Source organism: Flavobacterium sp. N502540 (assembly GCF_025947365.1).
Classification (GTDB): Bacteria; Bacteroidota; Bacteroidia; order Flavobacteriales; family Flavobacteriaceae; genus Flavobacterium.
Map to the genome: position 1 here is coordinate 889,231 of NZ_CP110012.1, position 13,897 is coordinate 903,127.

General features: G+C 33.8%; 14 protein-coding genes. 6 read left to right on the forward strand and 8 right to left on the reverse strand.

The genetic code is table 11. The annotated features are described in order from the left end of the window. The first annotated feature begins 78 nt into the window (after window positions 1–78). The 4 genes from OLM58_RS04000 to lptB all read left to right on the forward strand — a co-directional run bounded on the left by OLM58_RS04000 (window position 79) and on the right by lptB (window position 3,033). Window positions 79–1,044, forward strand: a complete 966-nt coding sequence (locus OLM58_RS04000; protein ID WP_264531292.1) for a KpsF/GutQ family sugar-phosphate isomerase — start codon at window positions 79–81, stop codon at window positions 1,042–1,044. Continuing rightward, the gene (gene tatC, locus OLM58_RS04005) at window positions 1,044–1,859 is read left to right on the forward strand and encodes a twin-arginine translocase subunit TatC (protein WP_017494917.1); all 816 of its coding nucleotides are present in this window, start codon (window positions 1,044–1,046) and stop codon (window positions 1,857–1,859) included. The genes OLM58_RS04000 and tatC overlap by 1 nt, the downstream gene beginning before the upstream one ends. After that, a complete protein-coding gene (locus OLM58_RS04010; RefSeq protein WP_017494918.1) occupies window positions 1,852–2,205 on the forward strand; it encodes a carboxymuconolactone decarboxylase family protein in 354 nt (117 codons plus the stop codon). The genes tatC and OLM58_RS04010 overlap by 8 nt, the downstream gene beginning before the upstream one ends. 87 nt (window positions 2,206–2,292) lie before the next feature. After that, complete coding sequence (gene lptB, locus OLM58_RS04015) at window positions 2,293–3,033, forward strand: LPS export ABC transporter ATP-binding protein (RefSeq protein WP_202702454.1); 741 nt, start codon at window positions 2,293–2,295, stop codon at window positions 3,031–3,033. 63 nt (window positions 3,034–3,096) lie between these two features. On the opposite strand, the gene OLM58_RS04020 is transcribed toward lptB, so the two are convergent. Beyond that, a complete protein-coding gene (locus OLM58_RS04020) occupies window positions 3,097–3,957 on the reverse strand; it encodes a glycoside hydrolase family 25 protein (protein WP_264531293.1) in 861 nt (286 codons plus the stop codon). Window positions 3,958–3,967: 10 nt separating this feature from the next. Next, window positions 3,968–4,684 carry a CDP-alcohol phosphatidyltransferase family protein gene (locus OLM58_RS04025; protein WP_264531294.1) on the reverse strand — a complete coding sequence of 239 codons (717 nt, stop codon included), beginning with the start codon at window positions 4,682–4,684 and terminating at the stop codon, window positions 3,968–3,970. A 296-nt stretch (window positions 4,685–4,980) separates the two neighbouring features. Between OLM58_RS04025 and OLM58_RS04030 the strand changes: the two genes are divergently transcribed. Together OLM58_RS04030 and OLM58_RS04035 are read left to right on the forward strand one after the other, a co-directional pair. Next, on the forward strand, window positions 4,981–5,964 hold the full coding sequence (locus tag OLM58_RS04030) for a PorV/PorQ family protein (RefSeq protein ID WP_264532422.1): 984 nt from the start codon (window positions 4,981–4,983) through the stop codon (window positions 5,962–5,964). Window positions 5,965–6,001: 37 nt separating this feature from the next. Continuing rightward, window positions 6,002–7,138: a DUF4105 domain-containing protein gene (locus OLM58_RS04035; RefSeq protein WP_264531295.1), complete on the forward strand. Its 1,137-nt coding sequence runs from the start codon at window positions 6,002–6,004 to the stop codon at window positions 7,136–7,138. Between the two features lies 1 nt (window position 7,139). On the opposite strand, the gene OLM58_RS04040 is transcribed toward OLM58_RS04035, so the two are convergent. The 6 genes from OLM58_RS04040 to OLM58_RS04065 are packed head-to-tail and all read right to left on the reverse strand — an operon-like array spanning window position 7,140 to window position 13,890. After that, window positions 7,140–8,534, reverse strand: coding sequence for a sugar transferase (locus OLM58_RS04040; RefSeq protein WP_264531296.1), 1,395 nt, complete (start codon window positions 8,532–8,534; stop codon window positions 7,140–7,142). 56 nt (window positions 8,535–8,590) lie between these two features. Continuing rightward, a complete protein-coding gene (locus tag OLM58_RS04045) occupies window positions 8,591–9,940 on the reverse strand; it encodes an O-antigen ligase family protein (protein ID WP_264531297.1) in 1,350 nt (449 codons plus the stop codon). Then, window positions 9,940–10,965 (reverse strand): glycosyltransferase family 4 protein, encoded by a 1,026-nt coding sequence (locus tag OLM58_RS04050; RefSeq protein WP_264531298.1) that lies wholly within the window; start codon window positions 10,963–10,965, stop codon window positions 9,940–9,942. Before OLM58_RS04050 ends, OLM58_RS04045 begins: the two co-directional genes overlap by 1 nt. Before the next feature lie 47 nt (window positions 10,966–11,012). Next, the gene (locus tag OLM58_RS04055) at window positions 11,013–12,131 is read right to left on the reverse strand and encodes a glycosyltransferase (protein ID WP_264531299.1); all 1,119 of its coding nucleotides are present in this window, start codon (window positions 12,129–12,131) and stop codon (window positions 11,013–11,015) included. 13 nt (window positions 12,132–12,144) lie between these two features. Beyond that, window positions 12,145–13,143, reverse strand: a complete 999-nt coding sequence (locus OLM58_RS04060; RefSeq protein ID WP_264531300.1) for a glycosyltransferase family 2 protein — start codon at window positions 13,141–13,143, stop codon at window positions 12,145–12,147. Window positions 13,144–13,149: 6 nt separating this feature from the next. Beyond that, on the reverse strand, window positions 13,150–13,890 hold the full coding sequence (locus OLM58_RS04065; RefSeq protein ID WP_264531301.1) for a class I SAM-dependent methyltransferase: 741 nt from the start codon (window positions 13,888–13,890) through the stop codon (window positions 13,150–13,152). Window positions 13,891–13,897 lie beyond the last annotated feature (7 nt).

Genomic DNA, 13,897 nt, shown 5'->3' on the forward strand with positions numbered 1-13,897 from the left:
TAATGGATATTTTGTATAAATTTGCAACACATAAAGATACAACTTTCTTTTATACATACAAATTTTAAATATTCTGTTTTGATCACAAAAGAAAATATATTGGCGATCGCCAAAAAAACCATACTATCTGAAAGCGAAGCAATTACAAAGCTAATTGATTTTCTGGACGAAAATTTCTACGAAGCTGTCCAACGTATTTACGAAACTAAAGGCCGATTGATCGTTACAGGCATCGGAAAAAGCGCCATTATTGCTCAAAAAATGGTCGCTACTTTTAACTCAACGGGCACGCCTTCTATGTTCCTTCATGCCTCAGAAGCCATACATGGTGATTTGGGAATGCTTCAAAATGAAGACATCATAATCTGCATTTCAAAAAGCGGAAACAGTCCTGAAATAAAAGTGTTGGTTCCTTTGTTAAAACGTTTCGGAAACATCTTGATTGGAATGACCGGGAATGTAACTTCCTTTTTAGCCAAAGGCTCTGACTATGTATTAGACACCACTGTCGAAACAGAAGCCTGCCCGATCAATCTGGCACCAACCAACAGCACCACTGCTCAACTTGTTATGGGAGATGCCTTAGCGGTTTGTTTGATGGAAATGCGTGATTTTAAACCTGAAGATTTTGCGGTTTATCATCCTGGCGGAGCTTTAGGAAAAAAACTATTGCTTCGTGTTAAAGACATGATTGAGCATTCATTAAAACCAATGGTTACTCCCGATACCTCCATCAAAAAAGCGATTTTTGAGATCTCTGAAAAAAGACTGGGAGTAACTGCCGTAATCGAAAACAATACTATTGTTGGTATAATTACGGATGGTGACATTAGAAGAATGCTGAACGACAGAGATTCTATTGCAGATTTAACCGCAAAAGATATCATGTCAAAAAATCCTAAAGTAGTATCTTCAGAAACAATGGCGGTTGACGCTTTGAATATCTTAGAAGATTTTTCGATAACGCAGCTTATTGTTGCTGACAACGGAGAGTACAAAGGTGTACTACATTTACATGACATTTTAAAAGAAGGAATCGTATAATGGCAAAAAAAAACCTTGGCGAGATGTCATTTCTGGATCATCTTGAAGAATTAAGATGGTTATTGGTTAGAAGTACAATTGCAACTATGATAATGGCATTTGTAACCTATTTTATAAGTGACTATTTATTTGACGAAATTATTCTTGGCCCAACCCGACCAACTTTTTTTACTTATGTTTGGTTCTGTGATTTATCACACCAACTAGGCTTTGCTGACAGCATCTGTATCACACAGCTGAACTTCATTATTCAAAATACAGAAATGGAAGGTCAGGTAAATATCTTTGTATGGATGTGTCTTTTAGCCGGTTTTATTCTGAGTTTTCCATATATTTTATGGGAAATCTGGAAATTTATCAGCCCCGCTTTATATGAAAAAGAGCGAAAAAATGCAAGAGTATTTATTTTCACCTCTTCTTTACTTTTCTTTTTAGGGGTACTGTTCGGATATTTCGTCGTGATCCCAATGTCGGTAAATTTCGTTGCCACTTTTTCTGTGAGTGATGTTGTAAAAAATCAATTCACCTTAGACTCTTATATGGGAATGGTGAAAACAAGTATACTGGGAAGTGCTATCTTTTTTGAACTGCCAATTGCCATTTACTTCTTAACCAAATTAGGATTAGTAACGCCTGAATTCTTAAGAAAGTACTGGAAATACGCCGTTATTATTATCCTGATTATCGCGGCGATTGTAACACCTCCGGATGTCGTGAGCCAAACTATTGTAGCGATACCAATGTTGCTTATCTACGAAGTAAGTATCCTGATTTCTAAGATTGTTTATCGAAATAAAATGAAAGAAAATGTCTGATATCATAAAAGAATTTAATGATTACCGTTCTAAAATGAACGAAAAATTGTTGGCTGACAATAATAAAATTGTAAAAAGAATTTTCAATCTTGACACAAATGCTTATGCTCCGGGAGCTCTTGATGTTAAAACAAAAGAGCTTTTAGGATTAGTAGCCTCAGCCGTTTTGCGCTGTGATGATTGTGTAAAATACCATCTTGAAACCAGCCATAAAGAAGGTGTTACGAAAGAAGAAATGATGGAAGCTATGGGGATCGCAACTTTAGTTGGCGGAACCATCGTAATTCCACATTTAAGAAGAGCATACGAATTTTGGGAAGCTTTAGAAGAAGCTGAAACTAAATAATTGTTAATACGTTTATTTGTTGAATCGTTTATTTGTTAATTTGTAGCGAATAAACGATTCACACGTTTAAACGATTAAACTTAAAAAATGAAATTAAGAGCCGATAATTTAATAAAAACCTATAAAGGACGCAGTGTTGTAAAAGGAATTTCTGTTGAAGTTAATCAAGGAGAAATTGTAGGCCTTTTGGGTCCTAATGGCGCAGGAAAAACGACTTCGTTTTACATGATTGTAGGATTGGTTAAACCTAATTCAGGAAACATTTATCTGGACGACCTGAACATTACCGATTATCCTATGTACAAACGTGCTCAACAAGGAATTGGCTATTTAGCACAGGAAGCTTCTGTTTTTAGAAAATTAAGCATTGAAGACAATATTCTGAGTGTTTTACAATTGACTAAGCTATCGAAAGAAGCGCAGATCGCCAAAATGGAAAGTTTAATTGAAGAGTTCAGTTTAGAACACATTCGTACCAACCGTGGAGATTTACTTTCAGGAGGAGAACGTCGTCGTACTGAGATTGCACGTGCTCTGGCAACAGATCCCAAATTTATTTTGTTAGATGAACCTTTCGCAGGAGTTGACCCTGTTGCGGTTGAAGATATTCAGAGAATTGTAGCACAGCTGAAAAATAAAAACATCGGAATTTTAATTACCGACCACAACGTTCAGGAAACTTTAGCTATCACCGATAAAACATACTTAATGTTTGAAGGTGGAATTTTAAAAGCCGGAATTCCTGAAGAATTAGTGGAAGATGAAATGGTTCGCCGCGTTTATCTGGGACAAAATTTTGAACTTCGTAAAAAGAAACTTGAATTTTAAAAAAGTATACAGTCGCAGTTTTCAGTATCAGGAAAACTGAAAACTAAAAACTGCGACTGAAAACTATTCCACAGTAATAAACTGCAATTGTTCTAAATCTCCGTTGTAAATATTCACATCTACGGTACGCTTGATTCCCGGCAAAGTTGCTTTTTCTGTAAATTGCCAGAATAACCAATCGTCTTCTATTTTCTCTCTGTAGAAATTATAATTAGCGATCCAGAATAAATACTCTCCAAATTCTTCTTTAAGGAAATCACCATAGTAACGCTCTCCGGTATAAATAATCGGACGTACCTGATAATGTGCCTCCACCTTATTCAACCAGCGTTTTAATCCTTTCTTCAAACTGTCTAATGACTGATTTTTAGGTAATCTTTCGATATCTAAAACCGGAGGCAGATCTCCTTTTTGCAGTTTTACTGTTTTAATAAAAAGATTAGCCTGTTCTATCGAATTTTCGTTAGGACGATAGTAGTGATAAGCTCCGCGAATAATTTTATGCTTTTTCGCACCTAACCAATTGTGCATAAACTGCCTATCGACTTTGTTATTTCCTGCAGTAGCTCGGATAAAAACAAACTGCACCGGATATTTTTCTTCCAAAACCTCAACATCACTCCAATGTACGGTTCCCTGAAATTCAGAAACGTCAATACCGATTACTTTTCCTTTGTGATTTTCCAGCACCTGGACGTTTCTAACATCAGAAAGATGTTTCTCTACAGCATCCTCTTCCAGAACTTTATTTGATTTAAAGCCAAGATAATAAGCCAGTCCATCACGATAATGATAAACTGTTGCAAAAAAAAGCAATACTAAAAAAGAGTAAATAATAAAACGAAGTCCGCTCGCTAAAATCGACCTCTGAGGTTTCGATTTTCGGGAGTAAGAAGCTCTTCGGGTGGTCGTTTTTCTTGCCATTCCAATAAAACTACTTTTTCAAAAAGATATTATTCGCTACGGAAAGCAACACATAAATGATAATAATTAACGGAATTGCCATATACTGCAATAACACCACCAAAACCAGAGAAATCAATAAAAATACAATTTGCAGGACATTATCTTTTACTGTAAACTTTTTAATCTTTAAGGCGAACAATGGAATTTCTGCATTTAAAATATAAGCACTGCATAAAGCAATCCCCAAAAGAACCCAATGATTGGTTAACATTTCAAATATAAATAATGAATCAGAGAAATCGATAACTAATGGAAGACTTAAAATAAAAAGCGCATTCGCCGGAGTTGGCAAACCAATAAACGAATCCGTCTGACGTGTATCAATATTAAAATTAGCCAATCGGTAACAAGAACCTAATGTTACAATAAATCCAAGAAAAGGTACAATTGTTAATGCAACTTCATTGTTCGGGTCGGCGCTTTTTAAGAACAAACTGTACATTACATAACCCGGAACAACACCACTGGTTACCATATCTGCCAACGAATCTAACTGCAATCCAAGCGGGCTTGAAACTTTGAACAATCGGGCAAAAAAACCATCAAAAAAATCAAAAAAGATCCCTAAGGAAACCATGCAAAAAGCCATTAAAAAGTTCTCTTGAGAAACAAAAACAACAGCAATACAGCCGCAGAACAAGTTGATTAATGTGATTAAATTAGGAATGTGTTTTTTAATGTTCATGATTTATATTTTTAACAAATGGTGAAGGGCAAATTTCGTATAAATAAGCGACATTAATAGCAAAAATTTCTATTAAAATTCTCTCCTTTCAAAAGCTTTATAAAGATTTTCTCATGAAAAATTTAAGTTTAGCAATAATTTCAATTAGATGAGTAAAATATTATATTTTTGATAAAAATTAAAACAGACTCCGGTTTGCTAAAATATATCCGTTGAAGAAAATCTTTGTATTTGTATTATTGTGGAGTTGCACCTTACAGTATGCACAAACCGTTCGAAAATATTCGAATGAGTTTATGAATATTGGTGTTGATGCAGCCGCCTTAGGAATGTCGGGTGCTGTTGTCGCTTCTACCAATGATGTCAATTCTGTTTATTGGAATCCGGCTGGTCTTACTCATCTTGAGGATCATCAAATTTCGTTGATGCACGCCAATTACTTTGCCAATATTGCACAATACGACTACATTGGATATGCCAGTCCGATTGATGACCGAAGTGCCTGGGGAATTTCGATGATTCGTTTTGGAGTTGATGATATCATGGACACCACTCAATTGATCGACAATCAGGGAAATATAGATTACAACCGAATCAGACTGTTCTCTACTGCCGATTATGGTTTTACTTTTTCTTACGCCAGGAAATTACCTGTAGATGGTTTTCAGTATGGTGTAAATGCAAAAGTAATCAGAAGGGTTATTGGAAAATTTGCCAATTCCTGGGGCTTTGGCTTTGACTTTGGCCTTCAATTTGAAAGAAATGGATGGAACTTTGGTTTGATGCTTCGAGATATTACCACTACTTATAATGTATGGAATATTAATGAAGAAGAATACAAGAAAATTGCCAATGCTATTCCGGGAGAAAACAACGAATTACCAGAAAGTACCGAAATTACTTTACCAAAAGCTCAACTGGGAGTTTCTAAGAAAATTGAGTTTCACAACGATTACAGTCTTTTGGTCGCTACCAATTTAAACATGCGTTTCGAGCAAACCAACGATATCATTTCGTCAAAAGTGGTGAGTATAGATCCTGCTTTGGGATTTGAGTTTGGTTATACTGATCTTGTGTTTTTAAGAGCAGGAGCAGGAAATTTTCAAAACGTAACTCAACTGGACAATACTGAAAAGCTCAACTTTCAACCCAACATTGGTCTTGGTTTTAAGTACAAAGGCATTCAGGTGGATTACGCTCTGACTGATTTAGGAAATCAAAGTACAGCTTTATACTCTAATATTTTTTCATTAAAAGTAGATTTAGGTATCTTTAGATAATATTTGTTAACCATTAAACTTCTTAAAATTTTAAATTATGAAAAATGTCCTTTTCAAAAAAACACTTTTTAGTTTACTATTATTATTAAGTTTTTTAGGTTATAGTCAAAATGTACCCTTATCAAAAGAGGCTAAAATAAGCGTTATTACCTGCGGATTGGGTAACGAAAGTTATAGTTATTTTGGCCACACTGCCTTTCGTGTTGCTGATCTGGCGAACAATATCGATGTTGTCTACAATTACGGTAATTTTGATTTTAGAACGCCTAATTTTGTCGCTAAGTTCGCGAAGGGGGATTTACAGTATTTTGTCAGTGTACGATCATTTCCTGAGTTTATAAACGATTATACTAACGAAAAAAGAAGTGTTTTCGAGCAGGAACTTTTGATCTCTCCAGATTTAAAACAAAAACTTTTTGACAATTTAAATGCGGCCGCATTCTCTGAGGAACGATATTACACCTATAAATTTATCGACAAAAACTGTACTTCGATGGTTGTAGATGTCATCAATACATCTTTAAATGCAAATATTGTAACTAAAAAAGGAGATACAACTGAAACCTATCGCTCTATTCTGTTTCCTTACTTCAAAGATCATTTTTACGATCAGCTGGGAACCAGTATTATTTTCGGAACAAAAGTAGACCAAGCAGGTACGAAGATCTTTTTACCCTTCGAATTAAAAAACAGTTTAGAAAAGACTACTTTTCAGAATCAGCCTTTAGTAAGTAAAAGCAAAACGCTGCTAAGTTTTGAAAAAGAGATTCCAAGTTCATGGTGGAATAATATTTACACTTACCTCCTGCTATTGGGCTTTGTAGTTTTGGCACACCATAAAGTGGTAGATGAAATCTATCTTTTAATCTTATCGTTGATAGGAATCTTTTTTGTTACGGTTGGGTTCTACTCGCTTCATCAGGAACTGGCAATGAACTATAATGTACTTTTATTAAGTCCGCTTTTATTGGTATTAATCCTCTTTTCGCTCTTAAAAAACAAAAGATGGACGTATCGATTCGCAGTTCTACATTTACTTTTCCTGATCGTTTACACCATTTTTATGATCAACAAAGCTCACTTCTTTATTGTTCTGCCAATGATCATAACTAGTGGATTTGTTTTGGTGAGAGTAGCTATCCGAAATAAAAAACGTATTCCAATTATTATCTAATTTACTGTCCGCGGTAAAACAGAACGGTGGTAATCGTTTTAAAAGTAATGCTTAAATCTAAAAAGATACTTCGGTGTTTAATATAGTATAAGTCGTACTGCAGTTTGATCAAACTCTCCTCTATAGATTCTCCGTAAGAATAGTTTACTTGCGCCCAACCGGTAAGTCCTGGTTTTATAACGTGTCTAGTCTCGTAAAAAGGCATTATACGAGCTATTTCATCCACAAAAAATGGTCGCTCAGGTCTTGGTCCTATTACGGCCATATCGCCCTTTAAAATATTAAAAAACTGCGGTAATTCATCGATTCTTGATTTACGCATCATTTTACCGAAAGGTGTAATCCGTTTATCATTTGAAGTAGCGAAAACAATCCCATTAGACTCCGAGTTTTCAACCATAGTTCGAAACTTATAGATTTTAAAAACAACTCCGTTTTTACCTACGCGTTCCTGTGTGTAAAACAAAGTCCCTTTATTCGCTAACAAATTCGTAATAAAAATAACAGGAATAAACAGAAAACAAACCAACAGCCCGGTAATGGAGAACAACAGCTCTATGAAACGAACAAAAAACAAGTATAATTTATTACTATTGTTTCTGCTGAAGGGAAAGAATCTATAAAAATCGCGGGCTATATAGTGCACCGGAATGCGCTGTGTTTTACTTTCGTAAACCTGAGTATACTCTCTGATGATATTTCCAGATTCTAATAAGTGAAGTAACTGCTGGTATAAATCCGCTGTGATTCCATCTGTTTTTTGGGAAGCAATGACAATCTCCGAAACCTGATTACGAACTACAAACTCTTCTAAATCCTTCTTTTTAACTTCTTTTACATAATGAAAGTTTGAATCTTCTTCTGAAATTGCATCTGAATTTACAAAACCAATAATTTTATAATGCGGATCAACATTCTCAAGTCCTAAAACCAATTCTTCAACCTGATTCTGGTCACATATTAAAACTACATTCTGAGAAAAGCGATGTGATGCCAAAAAATAAACATAAAACAAACGCCACAATAGCAATGTAGCAAGTATTGTAAAATAAAAAATTACAATAATCAATCGCTGCTTAGGTAATTCTGGAGATAAAATTGGGGTAAACAAATACGCCAGACTCGAAGCTGTAGCTGTAAAAATTACACTTTGAAGAATTTGCAACTGATTACTGGCTACCTGTAAATTGTACATTTCGAATATTATTCCAAAAGCGTATACATAAGTTAGAAGCAAAAAAATACTTGGAAAATTACTCTTATCAAAAACAAAATAGTTATAATTAAAAACTAAACTTAACAGATATAATGCGGACAAAATAAAAACAACATCAAAAAGAAGAAGTAATACTTTTCTTTCCGAAATTTCAAAATGCATTTTAGTCTTTGAAAACATTTAATAAGTTTGTTAGGGGCTTAAACTTGAGGCAAATGTATTATAAAAAAAAGAACTTAATCGACGGAATTTTCTGCTTTTTCAGGAATTTTAACCTGAACAAAAAGTAATGATAGTGCATATACGAAAGCCGGCGCTGCGGTACGCATGGCGGCATGATTTATCGTTAGAAGCCAAAAAATAAAAAAAGAGAAAAAATACAGATGCTGTCGGTTGTTTAGATAAATAATAAATGGTGTTAAAAGAAGTATAAGGAGTCCAAAAACACCAAACAAACCATGTTCGCTTAGCATACGTGTTATTTCATTGTGAGAAGCTGCTTCTTCTCCCGAAGTTTCCTTTCGGATCTCTTTACCCATTCCGGCTCCGACACCTAGAAGAGGGTTATCCATAAAAAGTTTTAATTCTTCATTCATAATTTGCTCCCTTCCTCCTAAACGATCTTTCTTTTGTCTACCTCGAGCATCCTGATTGGAATAACGTTTTTCGATGAGGCCATTTGTTTGTAAAGAAGAATAACCCCATACTCCGGCAGCTATCAGACCCGTTAATACAAAAACAAACACAAACTTCTTCTTTCCTTGAGCATTTGAAAAACTATAGAGTAAAAACAGTAAAAAAACGATCATAACGACGGCCGTTATTACCCCCCCTCTTGAAAAGGTAACAATGCCTCTATACATTATAAAAATTAGTAATGCTCCATTTAAAATCATCATTCTTTTCGATTTAGAGAACAGTACTAATTGCGTAAAAAAGATAAATATCCCTAATCCTAAGACTGTTGAAACCTGATTGGGTCCGAAACCTCCTGAAGTTTCAAAATTAGATTGGGTTCCGGTTACCACGTCTCTAACACTAGGATTGTACAAAAATAAGTAAACCGTTGTACTCACTATTGGTAATCCCATTGCGACTAATACATTTTGCAAATCAGAAAATAAAATTTGCCTTTTAAGCATGTAAATAGAACATATTGCTAAACAGACGGGGCCTGACAAATTAAAGACTACTGATTTCTTAATGTCTACAGAAACATCAACTATTGTAGCTGTAATTAAAATCCCCGGGATTAACAAAATCAAAAAAAAGGAGTACACAAATGCGTTACTGGAAAAATTGCTATATACCATGCCCAGGAGCATGAAAAAAATCACCGTAAACTTTACAAACTCATTATTAAAATTACCTCCTGTCATGCGCAAAAGAACCTCAGCTCCAATCAGGTAAGCAGAAACCAAAATAACCTCATTGTTTTTATTCTTGGTTCGATAAACAAGAATAAAACCAAAAATGATAATTAAGAGTGCATAAAATTTAGACAGGAAAGGAACTGCAAAAAGTGCTAAAGCAATTGCTGCATGCAGTATAAGCAAATAATTATAAGATAACAGAACACTTTTCATCACTTACTTATTTTATACGCTAAAATTAATTTTTCAATTACAATTTCTTCTGAGTAATTTCTCAAAACAGATTGATTCAATTTATCCGCCATTTTCTCTCTAAAAATTTTATCCTCTATTATTTTTATCAATTGACTCTTTGCTTCAGAGACTAAGGATGGATCAAACAGCAATCCATTAGAATTATTTTCAATTATCACTGAACAATATCCTGCGTTTGTAGAAACAACAACCAAATTTGCTAATGCGTATTCTATTAATGTCACTGGAAATCCTTCATCTGTTGAGGCTAAAACTCCTATTGATGCTTGCGATAAGACATATTTAACATCACTCTTTTCTCCATACAAATGTATGTAATCCTTTAAGGAATGTGATTCTATAAATCTTTTTAAATTATCGGAATAGGAATCACAATAATCTTTACCAATTAAATGAAGACTCCAGCCGGCTTCGCCTAATTTTAGATCCCGAAATGCCTCCAAAATTAAAATGTGATTCTTTGGATTTCTTAAATTCGCCAGAAAGACAATTCTTTTGCCTTCATTTCCTTTCAGTCTGGTTATTTCCTGATTTCCATCTTTAGAAATTACAAAATTAGGAATAAAAACGACCCTTGAGCACTTCATGTTTTTCTTACTCCAACTTTCTAATTGATGATTAACCACAAAAATGGAAGAAAAGAAAACCGATAAAAAAATCAAAACTCTGTTTCCTTCCTTAGTTTCTTTTTCTCTCATTCCATAGTGGTCGTGCCAAATAATTTTTATTCTGGGCAAAGTCAATTTGACTAGTACTGCAATAAAAAATGAGGAACTATGCGCGTGAATTATTTCAACTTTATTTCCCGTTATGTATTTCCTTAGACGATAAATGGCGCGTAGATCAATTCGTCCTTTCTTTTTTAAAAACAAGTAAGACACCTTATTATCAATTTGTTCTTTCAAATTTCCTTCGTCTCTCGTTGCAATTAAACCGGAAAATTGTACTTTATTCGTTAAAGCGTTAGCATAATTAACAGCCATTCGTTCTGCGCCTCCGGCATTTAAAGAATCTATGATTTGAACAATTCTCATTTGGCTAGGAGCTTTTGTATTTCAGTTTCAAAAACATCTGTGGTATAATTTTGAGACCATTTGACCGATAATTGACTTTTTATATCAAAACTGCTTTCAGTCTTTATTAATTTTTCGATTTGTTCTATATCCTGATCTAAACTCATTTCTAGTAATATTCCTCTAGCACCATAATCTAACATAAAAGGAATACAGGAAACCTTACTTGCAATAGGAACACATCCCCAAAACATCCCCTCGGCTATGGCTTTAGGCCAACCTTCACTTTTTGATGGTAAGATTACAAAATGGCTTTTTTGATAGGCTTCTTTTAAAGTATTACTATCTTTATTTCCATGAAAAATGATAAATTTTTCGAGATTATTTGTCTTAATGTACTTTTTCAAGGCGTTACTCTCAATACCTTCTCCATATACATCCAGCATTACTTTATGTCCATTATTTTTTAATTTTTCAATCAGTTTTACAGCATACAAGGGATTTTTTCCCGAAACTAAAGTCCCTACAAAAATGAATTTTAATAGGGAATTAAGATCCGTTTTCTCTACAAATACTTTTTCAGATTCTGAATAAGTCGCGGTAAAAAAGGATTTTACATTTTTGTTTTTTTTAGGCCAGTCTCCATAAACCAAAACCTGCATATTTCTTGTAAAAAAAGTATTACTTAAAATATACTTCTGTAATTTATAAGTAAAGGGTTGTTTACTTTTCGGATCCCAGTTACCAGCGTACTTGGCAGTTTTCTTTTTCTTCGGAAATAAAACCTGAACCAAACATCCTAATAAGCCAATATTACCGGGACAACGCAAATGAATATGATCAGCACTTTTCATTGCCCAAAATAGACTCCAAAAAACTACCGGAATTTTAAACAGTGAATATGAAATATTCTTAAAACTGTTAATACTAAAACCCGGAATTTTCCTAAAATCTATATTCGGGTGCTGATAAGTAATGTCTATAATTGATTTAGTTTGTTTTACTAATGGAGCAACAATAATAACTTCATCTATATATTTAAGCCAAATATTCATTTCGCGTACATACGGTGCATAACCAAAAAAATGCTCTTGATCTTGAATATGTTGAACATGTGTGATTATTACTAATTTCACTTCTTTATGAATATTATTGTTTTACTGGTTTATTAAATAGTAAACTTAACCATCCTACTTTTCTTCCAATTACTTCTGTAAAAGCAGCTTTTCTATTTTTAGAGGAAAATACATTTGTAAATCGCACTAAAATTAACAAAAGAGTTATTGCATTCCATTTAAAACGATCTGCTAATTTAGGGTTAGGGTTCTTTATACGCCAAACATACCAACCATTTCGCACCACCATTCTTCCATATTTGTATCGATTTGGACGACCCGATTCGGCATGAAAATGATCCAATTTTGCCTGAGTATTCAGATATAATTTTCCAACTTTAGAAACTCTTAAAGTAAAATCTGCATCTTCATACAAACCGTAGCCTTCAAAATAAGTAGAGAACGAAAAATTGTCAAAAACTGATTTTCTAAAAGATGACACCCCTCCCATTAATTGTTCAACTTCATATATTTTGTCACTAGGAGGCAAAAAACCTACACTTCTACCATGCGAGAAAAGTGGAGAAAAACCTGGTGGGCAATCACTGTCTAAATTAAGTTTCTTTCGTAAAATAAAACGACTTCCTTCTTTACGCTTCCATCCATCAAAATAAAATTCACTTATTTTAGGAATAAAATTTTCAACCATTTTTTCCCATTTTACTTCATTACAAATGTATCCCCCTGCACCTAAAGCCTTGGGAAACAAAACATATGTTTGTAGCAAATTCTTAAAGTAGTCCGGTTCTAAAACTGTATCATCATCTAAAAAACATACAATTTCGACACCTGCATCAACTTTATGAATACCAAAATTTCGTTGTTTAGTCAGTCCTCGATCCTGACCATCAACTAAAAAGTATTTTAAATTTGTAAATTGATTTTCATTTAAGATAATTTCTGTTTTATCATTTAATGATCCATCAACTATAATTATTTCATTTGGATACAGCGACTGCTTCTTAACCGATTGCAATAATTTAAGCAATGGTTCGGGGCGCATATAGGTACAAATGATTAAAGAGAATTTCATAAAATATTATTTGGATGCTATAAATATCAAATTATTATATCCTCTTTTTCTATTGTATCTATGACCATTCATAGCATACAATTCCTCAATTGAATAAACTTCTATATCTCGAAATCCTGATTCTTTCAGATCTCTAACTAAACCTCTTTTAGTATAATAATATCCCGGAACTTTAAAACCTTTAAACCCTGTATCCCTGTTCCCTACTTTTTCGCCTAAAAAAACAGAAAAAAGCCCTCGCATTTTAAAATAAACTGTTTTCGCTAAAACCCCAATTTGGTTATGCACGGTACCTATTAAAACGCCCTCTTCAACCAAAATCTGATGGCTGTTTTTAAAAATTTTCAAACGGTCTTTCCGAAGAGGAACATAGGTTAACATACTGTTTAATATGGTTACTAATTCAAATTCGTTCACGAGTTTATCAAAATCTTTTGCATCGCCAACAATAGTAGTAGTAATTCCATCAATACTCCAAACTTTTAAGTTCTCGTTACATTTCTCAATCATATTATCCGAAATATCAGAGGCAACAATTTTATTTGGAGCATAAACCGTTGCAATACCTTTAAGTTCTCTACCGGTTCCACAACCAAAAACTTTTATCCGGTTTATTTTTCCTTTTTTATCATAACGTTTTAAACTGTTTTCAAACATAAAATGTTCAAAATCCGAAATAGATGTCAGTACCTCCTGCGTAGCGATAATATCTTCTCTTTCCCAAAAATTCTTGTTTTCAATTTTCATTTAAATA

Coding starts and splice junctions, on each gene's coding strand:
- tatC (WP_017494917.1), top strand. CDS start 1,044: ATGGCAAAAAAAAACCTTGGCGAGATGTCATTTCTGGATCATCTTGAA.
- OLM58_RS04010 (WP_017494918.1), top strand. CDS start 1,852: ATGTCTGATATCATAAAAGAATTTAATGATTACCGTTCTAAAATGAAC.
- lptB (WP_202702454.1), top strand. CDS start 2,293: ATGAAATTAAGAGCCGATAATTTAATAAAAACCTATAAAGGACGCAGT.
- OLM58_RS04020 (WP_264531293.1), bottom strand. CDS start 3,957: ATGGCAAGAAAAACGACCACCCGAAGAGCTTCTTACTCCCGAAAATCG.
- OLM58_RS04025 (WP_264531294.1), bottom strand. CDS start 4,684: ATGAACATTAAAAAACACATTCCTAATTTAATCACATTAATCAACTTG.
- OLM58_RS04030 (WP_264532422.1), top strand. CDS start 4,981: ATGAATATTGGTGTTGATGCAGCCGCCTTAGGAATGTCGGGTGCTGTT.
- OLM58_RS04035 (WP_264531295.1), top strand. CDS start 6,002: ATGAAAAATGTCCTTTTCAAAAAAACACTTTTTAGTTTACTATTATTA.
- OLM58_RS04040 (WP_264531296.1), bottom strand. CDS start 8,534: ATGTTTTCAAAGACTAAAATGCATTTTGAAATTTCGGAAAGAAAAGTA.
- OLM58_RS04045 (WP_264531297.1), bottom strand. CDS start 9,940: ATGAAAAGTGTTCTGTTATCTTATAATTATTTGCTTATACTGCATGCA.
- OLM58_RS04050 (WP_264531298.1), bottom strand. CDS start 10,965: ATGGCTGTTAATTATGCTAACGCTTTAACGAATAAAGTACAATTTTCC.
- OLM58_RS04060 (WP_264531300.1), bottom strand. CDS start 13,143: ATGAAATTCTCTTTAATCATTTGTACCTATATGCGCCCCGAACCATTG.
- OLM58_RS04065 (WP_264531301.1), bottom strand. CDS start 13,890: ATGAAAATTGAAAACAAGAATTTTTGGGAAAGAGAAGATATTATCGCT.